This window comes from Variovorax sp. S12S4 (assembly GCF_023195515.1).
Taxonomy (GTDB): domain Bacteria; phylum Pseudomonadota; class Gammaproteobacteria; order Burkholderiales; family Burkholderiaceae_C; genus Variovorax.
The window spans coordinates 4,770,441-4,782,783 of the sequence record NZ_JALPKR020000002.1; the positions used below are offsets into that span (position 1 = coordinate 4,770,441).

Consider the following 12,343-nt stretch of genomic DNA (forward strand, 5'->3'; position numbering starts at 1 on the left):
GATCAGGTTTAGGAGATCAGAAACTCGGAGTCGTCATTCAACATGGAGACCATGAAGCCCCAACAGACTGCGGCGACGACCTCCACGAGCCCGACGGGCTGCCAAGCAACACCGCGTCTGCCGCGCAGGTCTTGAAGGCCCAGTTCTCGCAATGCAAATGCATGCCCGCGCATCGCAGCCTCTTTCAAGACGTTGTACGAGCGATGCAGATCGACTGAAACACCTTTGCCATGGGCTAGCGAATAGCCGACGCGAAACATGGAAGGAAGATGTCGCCGCTCTGCGCCCATTGCATAAAAGCGGTACGCCCGTGCATGGTCACCAGCTCTCGTCAGCCAGCGACCAAAATAGAAGCAGCCCAGCGAATGCCCATGAGTGGCGGCCCGTTCGTAATAAACAGCGGCTTGGCTTTCGTCTTTCTGACAGCCGATGCCCTGACTCAGCGTCCAAGCAACAAATACCTGACTTTCAACGTGTCCATCATCTGCAAGTAGTCGATAGAGATCGAAGGCCAGATAAAGCAGCCCGTCGGTGTATGCCTTCTGGGCGGCAACCAATTTCTCGGCGCGGTCTGCTTGCATGCGTTCAAGGCTTTGGATAGATGCCGGGTGGCGGTGGCTTGACTTCGCCAAGCCGGATTATTCCAGGAGGATTTCTGATGGGTAGCGGAGATGCCGTGGGAGGCGCCACCGCATCATCGCCCAGCGCTCTCAACAATCCAACAGAGCGTGCAACCGCGTGCGACGTAGGCTCAGGGCTGCGCCGTCTTCGCCTCCGCGGCTTCGACAATGAGACGAGCCACGAGCTTCGGTCGAGAGGTCATAACTACGTGCGACGCGCCCTTGACCACGACTGTCTTCTTCGAGTGGGCACGCTCGGCCATGAATGCCAATGCGGCTGGCGGGATGTTCTTGTCACGGTCACCGTAGATGAACCAGGAAGGCACTGTCTTCCAGGCCGCGGCAGGGGCCGGCTCTCCGAGTGCCGCTTCGGTGATCGGGCGCTGCGAAACAGCCATCAAGCGCGCGACCGCAGGCGCTACGTCGGCAGCAAACTGCTTGCCGAACTTGTCCTGAACGATGTAGAGGTCCTTGGAGCCATCGGGCAGCATCACGGGCGGTGCCAACGCCGAGCCTAATGTGCTGCCGGGGAACCGACCCGACAGGTCAGCTGCCGACTCGCCGGCTTCGGGTGCAAACGCGGACACGAAGACGAGGGCCAGAACGTTGGGCCTTTTGGCCGCAGCTGCGGAGATCACCGAGCCACCATACGAATGACCGACCAGCACTACCGAGCCCTGCACGGCGGCGATGACCGCCTCCACGTGGTCGGCATCGGTCTTCACACCGCGAAGCGGATTGGCGGCCGCGATGACCGGATAGTTCCTGGCGCCGAGTTCACGCGCCACGTCGTTCCAGCTGGCCGATTCAGCGAACGCGCCGTGAACCAGCACGATGGTGGGCTTTGCGGCCGGCACATCTAATGCGGCAGCACTGGAGGCGGCCAGAAACTGCAGCGCCATGGCGCCAGCAGCAACAAATGCACGTACGAGACAAGAGAGCTTCTTCATTGCACTTCCTTATTCAGCGATCTCGAAGATCAGATCCAGTTCAACGGGGACACCCAGCGGCAGGCTTGCGACTCCAACGACCACCCGGGACGGGTTGCTCGCCTTGCCGAACACGTCTTGCAGTAGCACCGAGGCACCGTCGGCCACTTTCGGATGCTCGCGAACGTCCCCAGCGGTCGCGACGAACACGCCCAGCCGCACGACACGCGCGATGCGGTCGAGCGAACCCAGCTGCCTTCGCACGAGCGCAAGCGCATTGAGGGCGGCAACGCGTGCGCTCTCCCGCGCGGCGTCCGCGTCCAACTCCGCGCCCAGGCGCCCGACAAACTGGGGGGTATGGCCTCGCGTGGGCAGCATCCCCGTCAGGAAAAGCTGCGAACCTGACTGCACGCTCATCGCATAGATGCCGAGCGGTTCGGGCGGCTCCGGCAGGCTGATGCCGAGAACCTTCAGTCTTTGCTCGGCGCCCGTGTCAGGGCTTTGCACGCGCTCTTTCGACGTGGTGCTCATTGCGCGACTCCTGCTCAAGATTGAAAACAGGAGCCATCACACCAGAAGCAAGACAGCTGAGCCATTGAACCAAGGTATCGGCGATACCTTCGCATCGCAGAAGACCACCCGCTCAGCCAATAGGAACCGAGAACAGGAAAGTCGTGCCATGCGGATCGCCCGGTTCTGCCCACAGGCGTCCGTTATGCCGCTCGATGATCGAACGGCTCACCGAAAGGCCAATACCCATTCCCGCGCTCTTGGTCGAATAGAAAGCGTCGAATATCTTGTGCAGGCTCTGGCTGTCGAGGCCCACGCCAGCGTCTTTGACGCTCACGCGGACGCGATCACCCGGCTCCAGCGCAGTACTGATCGACAGATGCCGCGGGCGGTCGTGCACATCGGCCATCGCCTCCGAGGCGTTGCGAATCAAATTCAGGATGACCTGCTGAAGCTGAATGCGGGCCCCCGCGATGGCCGGCAAGTTCTCGTCAAGGTCGAGTTGAAGGACCACTTCGCTTCGCTCGAGGTCGCTCGACATCATTCCCACGACTTCGCGCGTTGCCTCGTTCAGATTCATCGGCTCCAGCGCCAGGTCGCCCTTGCTGAAAAGAGCACGCAATCGCGCGATCACATCCGCCGCCCGGTTGCCGTCGCGAATGGTGCGCTTGGCGGTCTCGCGCGCGCCGTCGATGTTGGGAGGGTCGGCGTCCAGCATCCGAAGGCCGGTGCCCGCGTTGGTGATGATGCCCGAGAGCGGCTGGTTGATCTCGTGCGCGATGGAGGCGGACAGCTGCGCAATGCTCGCGACCCGGTTCGCGTCCAGCAACTTGAGCTCCACGTCGTGGTACCGCCGCTCGCTGTCGAGCGCGGCCTGCTCGGCCTTCTTGCGGTCTGTCAGGTCAAGAACAAATGCAACGCCTTCCGCCGGCTTTCCGTCGAAGAGCGCAATACCGATCAGCACAGGAACGATGCTGCCGTCTTTGCGGACGTATTCACCCTCGAACGGCGGCACCACGCTGGTTGCCTGGAGCGTTCTCATGATCTGATCGTCGCCCTCGTCCCACCAGGTCGGCATCAGGTCCCTCCAGCGCATTTGCCCCGAACTCAGCTCGTCGTCGCTGTAGCCGACGATTTCTCCGAAGGCGCGGTTGCCGTCCAGAATCCGCCCGTCGAGGCTCCAGGTGAAGATGCCGATGATGTTTGAGTCGAACAGCCTGCGCACCCTCCCCTCACGCTCCTGAACGTCCCGGTACAGGCGTGCGTTCTCCAGTGAGATTGCGGCCTCCGAGGCAAGCAGCTCGAGCAGCGCCAGCCGGGCCGGCGCGAAGACGCCCGGGGTCAGGTTGTTCTCGACGTAGATCACGCCTACAAGCCGCATTTGCTTGAGCAACGGCAGGCAGAGCACCGAACGAGCGTGGTTCCGGCGAATGTAGTCGTCGTCCGAAAACGGCCCCTGCCCCGAGGCATCCTGCAAAAGAACGCCTTCCCTCGCGCGAAGAACAAAATGGAATACGGACGCCGGCAAGTGCTCGGCACCGATCTCCGCATGCTGAAGATCGACCGTGACGCCCTCGGCGTCGACCCTTGCTTCAGCCTCTATCCGGTAGCCATCGCCATGAGGGAGCATCAGCAGGCCGCTGCTGCGCCCGCGTGCTCCAGGGCCAGGCGCATAACGGTCGCTATCAGCTTCTCCAGGTCGATCTCCGCCGACACCGCACGCGAAACCTTGAGCACGGTAGCCAGGTCGAGATGATCGATCGACGTCTGCACCATTGCCGAAGGGGCGGCGCGGTCTTCATCCCGCAAATAAGGGTACCGCTCATCGAGCTGGCGGACTTTTCCGGTGGCGCCCCACTTCAGGTAGCCGTGCCGTGCGTCCCGCAGATAGGCCCGCGCGATCGTGTCGAAGCCGCGTGCCGCGTAGAAGCGCGCGGCCAGCTCCGCCGCGAGCGCCTGGTTATGAACAAAGCCGTTTTCGCGTGCCGAGTCGATTGCCGCTTCGTACAGACGCTCCGCGTCGAGCTCCCGGCCTTCGATGCGCGCGATCTCGGCCCCCAGAAGAGCGGCGCGGTTTTCGAAGTTCTCTGGGCAGTTCTTGGCCCATTCCAGGAGCTCTTTGTGGTGAGCGAGCAGCGCCTCCAGATGCTCCTGGTGTCGAGCCGCAGACCCGGCATCGCAGCAAGCCGCCCGGCTCAGCACGCCATAGAAGTGCGCCTCCGCGGTTCTGAAGAAAGATGGCGGTGTCCATAGCAGTTGCTGTGCGTTCGAAGATGCGGCAAGAGCCGCCGCATAGTCGCCAGCAAAAAAGCCCGCCTGCAGCTTGCGTATCCAGTACCAGCATGCGGCGAATACCAGGCGCGGATCGCTCGATATGCGACGCTCGAACTCGAGCTCATTGAAGTTCGCGTCGTCGAAGCAGCCGAAAGTGGGCGTTGAGCCGCGCAGCGTGCGAACAAGCGCAAGCTGCCCTGCGACAACGTCGCTTTCAAGGCCGAAACGGGCTTTCCGGGCAAACTCCATGGCTCGCTCCGCTTCGCATTGCACATCGAAGAGCGGATCGCCGGCCGCAAGCAGGTTGGCGACAAGGTGATGGCGAGAAAAGGCCGCGTAGGTGACGTCACCGGTGTTGTTTGCAACGTCCAACGCACGGCGCATCAGGTCGCGCGCCACGCGAAAATGCGTCCATGAAACGCTCGATACGGCGTAGCCCAGGTACGTTCGGGCCTGGAATCTTTTCAACCCGCGCCGTTCGACCAGGTCGTAGCCAAGCTGGGCAAACCGAACACCGGCCCCGTAGTCGCCGAAACGCGGACCGACAATCCTCCCGATATGCCCATAGGCTTGGCACGACGCATCGGTATTGCCGTGTTCAAGGCTCAGGTTGACGATTTTCCAGAGCAGCAGGGAGAACAGGTTCGCATCCGTGAACGATGCCGGCACCTGTGCCTTGGTCAGCACGTCCAGCGTTGCTACGGACCGTGGGTCGCTCATCAAGGGCAAGTCGATGAGCTGCTCGATCTCGCGATTGCCAATCAGCAACCACATCTTCTCGTATTCCCGGCGCACCACCTCTTCTGCCGGGTGCGCAGACCAATCGATGCCCAGGTGGCGCAAATAGGCAAGGCAAACCTCGACCGCGCGGTCGCTCCGATCGAGCGTGGTGTACAGGTCGATGCTCAGGCAAGCGACCGTCGCCCGATCGATGGAATTTGCGGCGCGTGAAGACAGCGTCATCAAGCGGGCCTCCGCCGCGGCCGTGTCGCCCGTCAGAAACTCGCACTCGGCTTGCGCAAGCGCAAGAGAGAAAGAAAGGTTGTGGCGCAGCTCCCGGCCGTCTTCTGGCAGCAGCGCGGCGCCCGCCTTGAAGTAGTCGAGCGCGGAGGCGTAGGCAACCGACGCCTTTGAACGATTTCCGGCGATGAAGTTGAGTTCGGCCAGTTGCTCCCGCTCTTCCGGCGCGGTGATCAGGTGCGCCCCGCGATTGAGCTGGCTGACGAGTTCGAAAGCCGCGTCCTTGTGCTGTTCGGCGGGTGTGTGCGCCAAAAGCCGGCGGCCAGTATCAAGGTGAAGCTGCGCGCGCGACTCCTCCGGAATCAGGGAATAGGCAGCCTCCTGCACCCGGTCGTGGGCAAATCGGTAGGCGCCTTCCGCGCGCTGGATGAGTTCTTGATGCAGGGCCTCCCAGAGCTGCGCCTCCACCTCCTCCATTGGCTTTCCGCAAACGATGCCGAGCGTGGCGGCATCTCCGCCGTGGCCGAGGCAGGCAAGCCGCTGCAGTGCCTGCCGGGTGGCTTCCGGAAGCCGGCCGAGCTTGCGCACCATCAGGTCCACGACGTTGTCGGCAAAGCCCTTGGCCAGCGTTCGTTCTTCGTCCCAGGCCCACTGTGCCGTCGCGTGATGGAACGCGAGCAGCCCTTCCTCTGCCAACGAGTTCAGGAACTGCACCGCAAACAGCGGGTTGCCCCCGGTCTTGCGCTGCACAAGGTCGGCGAGCGGCCGCACGTGATTCCGCGGCGCATGGAGTGCGTCCGCAACGAGCTGCAGCAGATCGTCTTCTGCCAATGGCGGCAAGGTCACGCTACGGACAACCGCGCCATCCTGCTGGAGCGCGGCGAGTCTTCCCGCAAGGGGATGCTGCGCGCCCACCTCTTCGCCCCGGTAAGCGCCTATCAACAGCAAATGGCGCACATCGCCCGCCGTCAGCAGGTCGACCAGGAGATCGAGGGTTGCCGCATCGAGCCATTGCAGGTCGTCGAGAAACAGCGCCAGCGGATGCTCCGGCCGGGCAAAAACGCCGATGAAGCGCCGCACGACAAGGTGGAAACGCCGCTGCGCATCCTGCGCCGGCAGCTCCATCACGGGCGGTTGCTCGCCAAGGATGAGCTTCAGTTCAGGCACCAGATCCAGCAGCAGCGCCGCGTTCGGGTTCAGCGCTTCGGACAACGCCTCGCGCCATCGGCCCAATTCGGTTTCCGTTTGGCCGAGAAGCGGCCGAACAAGGCTTTGAAACGCGAGCGAGAAGGTCCCATAGGGAATGTCGGCCTTGTACTGGTCGAACTTGCCGGATGCGAACAGCGCACGCGGCATCACCAGCACCTTGCGCAATTCATTCACCACGGACGACTTGCCTGCTCCGGGCTCGCCGGTCACCAACACCAGCGCCGGGACGCCGCTGGCGGCCACGTCGTCGAAAGAAGAAAGCAGGGCCTCGACCTCCCGGGCTCGTCCGTAGAGCTTCTCGGGAATGACCATCCGGTCGGGGTGATCTTGCTCTGCGATGGCAAACGCCTCGCACGAGCCGCCGGCCTGCCATTCAGCCAGGCATCTGCGCAGATCGTGCTCCGCACCGGCCGCGGTCTGGTAGCGCTCCTCCGGTGTCTTGGCCAGCAGCTTCATGATGATGGCCGAGACGGGCACCGGAATACCGCCGAACCGCTCCCGCGGCGCCGCCGGTCTGCGCGCGATATGGCAGTGGACCCACTCCATCGGGTCCGAAGCCTGGAACGGCAGCGAGCCCGTGGCCATCTGGTAGAGAACAATGCCAAGCGAATAAAGGTCGCTACGCGAGTCGATCGACCGGTTCATCCGGCCGGTCTGCTCCGGTGCCATGTAGGGCAGCGTGCCGGCAATGACCTCTGGAGGGTCCGGTGCCTGGCGCTCGCGCGGCAGCAGCGAGGCAATGCCGAATCCGGTCAGCCGAACTTCATCTTCAGGGGTGACCAGCACATTGGCCGGCTTGAGGTCTTTGTGCACAAGGCCGCGCTCGTGCATTTGCCTGACCGCCGCCAAGAGCGCAACACCAAGTCGCAGGAGCTGTCCGGTCTCCATGGGTAGCCCCATGAGCCGATCGAGCGGCCGACCGTCGTGGTACTCGAGCACGAGCATGGTCAGCTCGCGGTCTTGCACCAGCTCGAGCGGTTGCAAGGCCCACGCGCCGCCCAGAAACTCTCTCAGCGAAAACTCGTGGAGCAGGCGGCGAATGTTGCCCGGCGTCGTGCGGTCCGGATCGAGAAACACCACGATGCGCTCACGGTCGGCACCGTCCGGCCCTTTGCGCCGTATCTTGAAGAACCTGCGACCGCCCTCCTCCCACAGTTCCTCTGGGGGGCGAGCATCGTCGTCAGTATCGAACCAGTAAAGCCGGTGCATGCGCGGAAAGATGTTGGCCGGGCGCCTCGTCCGGTTCGCAACCTCGGCAGCGTCGTCTGGGGCGGGCCGAATTATTACCCGCGAACGACACCCGCAATCCGCACGATGTCACCGTTGCAGGATCCGGCTCTTGCCGCTGAAAATACTGCCCTTGCCTCCGATCGACGAAGACAACATGAAGCACAGCTTCTCCAGACGTGCCGTACTGGGCGGCGCCTTGGCAGCCCTCCTTGTTCAGCGAACCGCGGCAGCGGACCCGGCGCCCTCCATCCGACTGGTTGTGCCCTCTTCTGCTGGCGGCCCGCTGGACGCACTCAGCAGAGTCTTGGCGCAGTCGCTGGGCCGGCACCTGGAGGCGAACGTCGTCGTTGCCAATGTTCCCGGCGCCACCGGAAAGCTCGCCGCCGTGCAGGTGGCCAATGCACGGCCAGACGGCCGGACGCTGCTGCTCGGCACCAGCGCCACCCACGCCATTGCGGCCAGCCTGTTCCCGCAGCTGCCGTACCGGCCGGAGCAGGATTTCGCCGCCATCGGGCGCATCTGTACCACGCGATTCGTCCTCGTGGCGCACCCATCGTTCCAGGCCCGCTCGCTGGACGAACTGATCGACGCCGCACGCGCCGCGCCAACGCCGCTGGCCTATGGCTCGTGGGGCGTCGGCTCTGGCGGCCACCTGGCCGTCGAGGCCATCCGCATGCAGTTCGGCATCGACCTCAATCACGTGCCCTACCAAGGCACTGTATCGATGATGCAAGACCTGCTTGGCGGCCGAATCCCGCTCGCAATCAGCGACACGGCTGGCGCGATCGCCCGCGTGCGCGAAGGCAAGCTCGTGCCGTTGATCGTTACCGGCACCACGCGCCTGGCCCAACTGCCGCAGGTTTCCACGTTTGGCGAAGCCCAGGTGCCGTTCACCACCGAAAGCTGGTGCGGGCTCTTTGCACCCACCCGCACGCCGGTTGCAGAGCTGGCACGCCTGGAGGCGGCGCTGCAGGCGGCGTTGGAGGACCTGTCGGTGAAACAGACGCTGGGCACGCTCGTCTACGACCCTGGGCCCATGGATCGCCAGGCCTTTCGGAAGCTCTGGCAAGCGGACATAGCTGCGTGGCGCCGCGTGGTGGTTGCGACGGGCATCCGTCTTGATTGATCGCCGGATTTGCGTCGAGCGAATCAACCCGAAGCCGGTATGCAAATGGAGAAGGTCAGCCCTGATCCCGCATTCGCGCTCGCGCGCAGATTGCCGCCGTGCGCTTCGATGATCGATCGGCTGACAGAAAGCCCGACACCCATGCCGTCGGGCTTGGTCGTGTAGAAAACGTCGAACATTCGGTCGAGCGAGTCGGTGGGAGCGCCCACACCGTTGTCACTCACGGCAAGCACCACCTGCTTTTCTTCGCACGATGTCGCTATCGAGATCTGGCGCGCACGGCCAGCTATTGCGTGCAGTGCATCGCAGGCATTGAGCACAAGATTTAAGATTACCTGCTGCAACTGGACCCGATCGCCGACGACGACGGGCAAGTCGCCGGCCAGCTCGGTGTGCAGTACTACCCGCCTTTTTTGCAGCTCGCTCGACGTCAGTGACAGGACCTCCCTCGTGGCGTCGTTCAGGTCGACCGGGCCTTTCTGCATCGGCTTTCCGGCAAAGAGCGCTCGCAGGCGCTTGATGACTTCCGAAGCCCGGTTGGCGTCCCGGATCGTTCGCTGTACGGTTGCCTTGGCTCCTTCCAGATCCGGCGGGTCGGCCTCCAGCATTCGCAGGCAAGTGCCAGCGTTGGTAACAATGCCGGAGAGCGGCTGGTTGACCTCGTGGGCGATCGATGCGGTGAGCGCGCTGAGCGCAGCGGCGCGCGCCACATGCGCGAGCTCGCTGCGTGCGCGGTCGCGCGCCTCTTCGGCGGCCTTCCGCTCGGAGATGTCCTGGACGGTTCCCATGAAGATGGGCCGTCCGCCCACATGCTCGATGAGCCGGGCGACACCGCGCAGGTGCTTGAGGCCGCCTTGCTGCGTCAGGATCCGGAAGACGAAATCGGCACCGTGCCCTTCCATGCCGCGCTGGATTTCCGAATCGAACAGCGCAAGGTCGTCCGGGTGGATCTTCTCGCGGATGGTGCCCACATTCGGCCGCGTGGTGGGGTCGATCTCGAAGATCCGGTAGAACTCCGCCGACCAGCTGTGCTCGTCCTGCTGGATGTCTGACGTGAAACTGCCCGTGGCGCTGAGCCGCTGCCCTTCCGCCAGCTGCGCCATGGCTCTTTGCAGCTCGGACTCCCTGGCCTTGAGAGCGTCTTCGGCGGTCCGGCTGGCTGTGACGTCCTGGATGGAACCGGCAACGAACCGGTGCCCGGCCGCCGACTCGCTGAAATGCGAAACCGCATGCACATGCTTGGCGTTTCCCTTGGGCGTGACGATGCGAAAGACATGGTCGAAATCAGTTCCCTCGGCAACGGCGCGTCGAAAGCACGCGTCGAAGCCCGGCAGATCGTCGGTATGGATGAGCGCGCGGAAAGACTGGAATTTGACCTTCGAGCCGGGCTCGAACTCAAGGACTCGGTAGAGCTCGTCCGACCAGACGTGCTCGTCGGACTCGACATCGGTGGTGAAGCTCCCTGTGTGACTCAGCTGCTGGGCCTGCATGAGATGGCTGAGGGCATGGCGCAGCTCTGTTTGCTGCGCAAGCAGCGCACTGTCCAGCTGCGCACGCCTCAGGGCGACGCGCACGATAAGCGTGAAACGGTCGATGAATGCCAACTCGTCGCCTGTGGGGGCCGCGGCCGCGTGCCGGTGAAGAACAAGGACGCCCAGGACCTCGCCTGCATCCGACATTACCGGCACCGACCAGCACGAAGCAAATTCATGTGCGGCGAGCAAGCACGCCCACTCGGAGCCGCCCGACCGGGCTGCGTTCGGTAGGTTGGTCACGATCTCCGGCTTTCCAGTCTGCACCGCCATCGAGGCGGGGTCGCATTGAGGATCGACGGCCCTGCCGGTATAGAACGACCGCAAGGGTTCCGGCACCCCGAGCCCAGCGCACGCGCCGAAAGTTCCGGCACCGGGGTCCAATCGCAGGATTGCGCAGCAGCCTGGGACAAGCTCTTCCACCAAACGCGCCGCCGCCTCGAGGGTTTCCTGCACCGGAAAGCTCTGCGCCACCCGCTCCAGGATGGCCTTCTCGGCGGCCAGCATCGCTGTGGCATGCGCGCTGCTCATGCGCGCGGCGTCATGCACAGCTTCGCGCTTGCGCGGCGTGCCGCCCGACCACGTGGGGCGCTTGCGCCTGCCGGCTCTCGAACCCGCAGCACAGATCGGAGACCATGCCCACCAGTTCAGCGAGCGACCCGGCGCGCATCTTTCGCATCAGGCTGCCGCGGTGTGCCTTGACGGTGATCTCGGAGATCCCGAGATCGAAACCCACCTGTTTGTTCAGGCAGCCCGCCGTCACCAGCTGCAGCACCTCCCGTTCCCGGCGACTGAGTTCCTGAAAGCACTGGTTCAGGTCATGCAGGCGCACGGCTTCCTGCAATCCGGCCGCGCTGACTTCGATTGCCAGGCCCAGCGAGCGCAGCAACGTTTCTTCGCGAAGCGGCTTCACCAGGAAATCGAAGGCACCGGCCTTCATCGCCCGAACCGTCGTGCGAATGTCCGAACGGCCGGTCATGAAAACGACGGGCATTTCCTTGCGCTCGGCAATACGCTCCTGCAGGTCCAGCCCGCCCATGTCCGAAAGGTCTTGTTCGACCAGGAGGCAGCCCGCGGCGATCACCCGTGGCCGGGCGAGGAACTCTTCCGCATTGGCAGCCACAACGGGACGCCACCCCGCCATGGCCACCGTCTGCCCAAGGGCTGCCCGGAGTGACGGTTCGGGCTCGACGATGAACACCGTCGGCCGCTGCGAAGCTTCGAAGGCTGGGGGCGTTCTTGCCGAAAGATGGCACGGCCCGGCGGCGAAGGCGGTTTGCATGTGCGCTCCTTGCATGGAAATGTGCTGCACCACATCGTGTGCGCGCGGCCCCGCGTGCACCAGCCCCGATTGGCGGCCGATTCGGGCCCGATCAGTTGCCCGCAAGGCCCCCAAAAGAGGCTTTGCCACGGCCCCGGTTGGAGCGATCGATTCAGTTCCGGCGGATATGAATTCACCGCGCACCCTCAGGCGCCCCTCTCGTCCGGCGGACCGCTCGGAATCTCGAGCCGCGTCCACCCGAACAGCCGTGCGTCGAGCGACCACGCGCCCGGCCCGAGCAGCGCGAGCGCGATGCCCAGTACGCCCAGCAGCAGGTCCGCGCTGGGCAACGACGAAGGAACAGCCACGCAGTGCCACCCCGCCGCTACGGCGGCCAGGACGCCGGTCACGGGTGTCCAGAGGCCGATGAGCAGCAGCAGTGCCGTCACTGCGCACAGCAGGCTGAGCCCGATGGAAAGGCCGGGAACGCTGGCGACCGACGAAATGGCGATGCCCGCCGCGCGCAAGGCGAGGTATACAGCCGCGGCCAGCCGCAGCAACAGCAGGCCGGCGCCGGGGCTGCCGTCCGCAAAAGAGGAGAAGAGTCTTTGCACCCCCGATCAGAGCAAGCCTCGTCGAGAGGGGCCACCCTCGAATGGGCCGTTTGGATGCCTCTTTTGGGGATCGGAAAT

At 64.1% G+C, this 12,343-nt stretch carries 9 protein-coding genes; 1 reads left to right on the forward strand and 8 read right to left on the reverse strand.

All coding sequences use genetic code 11. From position 1 onward, the window contains the following. Positions 1–8: 8 nt before the first annotated feature. The 5 genes from M0765_RS23385 to M0765_RS23405 all read right to left on the reverse strand — a co-directional run bounded on the left by M0765_RS23385 (position 9) and on the right by M0765_RS23405 (position 7,711). The gene (locus M0765_RS23385; protein WP_258506168.1) at positions 9–581 is read right to left on the reverse strand and encodes a tetratricopeptide repeat protein; all 573 of its coding nucleotides are present in this window, start codon (positions 579–581) and stop codon (positions 9–11) included. A 170-nt stretch (positions 582–751) separates the two neighbouring features. Beyond that, positions 752–1,570 carry an alpha/beta fold hydrolase gene (locus tag M0765_RS23390; RefSeq protein WP_258506169.1) on the reverse strand — a complete coding sequence of 273 codons (819 nt, stop codon included), beginning with the start codon at positions 1,568–1,570 and terminating at the stop codon, positions 752–754. Positions 1,571–1,579: 9 nt separating this feature from the next. After that, positions 1,580–2,080 carry a RidA family protein gene (locus tag M0765_RS23395; RefSeq protein WP_258506170.1) on the reverse strand — a complete coding sequence of 167 codons (501 nt, stop codon included), beginning with the start codon at positions 2,078–2,080 and terminating at the stop codon, positions 1,580–1,582. Positions 2,081–2,192: 112 nt separating this feature from the next. Then, a complete protein-coding gene (locus M0765_RS23400) occupies positions 2,193–3,689 on the reverse strand; it encodes a sensor histidine kinase (protein ID WP_258506171.1) in 1,497 nt (498 codons plus the stop codon). Next, complete coding sequence (locus M0765_RS23405; protein ID WP_258506172.1) at positions 3,689–7,711, reverse strand: ATP-binding protein; 4,023 nt, start codon at positions 7,709–7,711, stop codon at positions 3,689–3,691. The genes M0765_RS23400 and M0765_RS23405 overlap by 1 nt, the downstream gene beginning before the upstream one ends. A gap of 130 nt (positions 7,712–7,841) precedes the next feature. Between M0765_RS23405 and M0765_RS23410 the strand changes: the two genes are divergently transcribed. Next, positions 7,842–8,858, forward strand: coding sequence for a Bug family tripartite tricarboxylate transporter substrate binding protein (locus tag M0765_RS23410; protein WP_258506175.1), 1,017 nt, complete (start codon positions 7,842–7,844; stop codon positions 8,856–8,858). 23 nt (positions 8,859–8,881) lie between these two features. Here the strand turns inward: M0765_RS23410 and M0765_RS23415 are convergent, their stop codons facing one another. The 3 genes from M0765_RS23415 to M0765_RS23425 all read right to left on the reverse strand — a co-directional run bounded on the left by M0765_RS23415 (position 8,882) and on the right by M0765_RS23425 (position 12,265). Then, positions 8,882–10,921, reverse strand: a complete 2,040-nt coding sequence (locus M0765_RS23415) for an ATP-binding protein (RefSeq protein ID WP_258506176.1) — start codon at positions 10,919–10,921, stop codon at positions 8,882–8,884. Between the two features lie 10 nt (positions 10,922–10,931). Next, on the reverse strand, positions 10,932–11,672 hold the full coding sequence (locus M0765_RS23420; protein ID WP_258506178.1) for a response regulator transcription factor: 741 nt from the start codon (positions 11,670–11,672) through the stop codon (positions 10,932–10,934). A 185-nt stretch (positions 11,673–11,857) separates the two neighbouring features. Further along, entirely contained in the window at positions 11,858–12,265 is a 408-nt protein-coding gene (locus M0765_RS23425; protein WP_258506179.1) for a hypothetical protein, read from the reverse strand. Between the last annotated feature and the right edge of the window lie 78 nt (positions 12,266–12,343).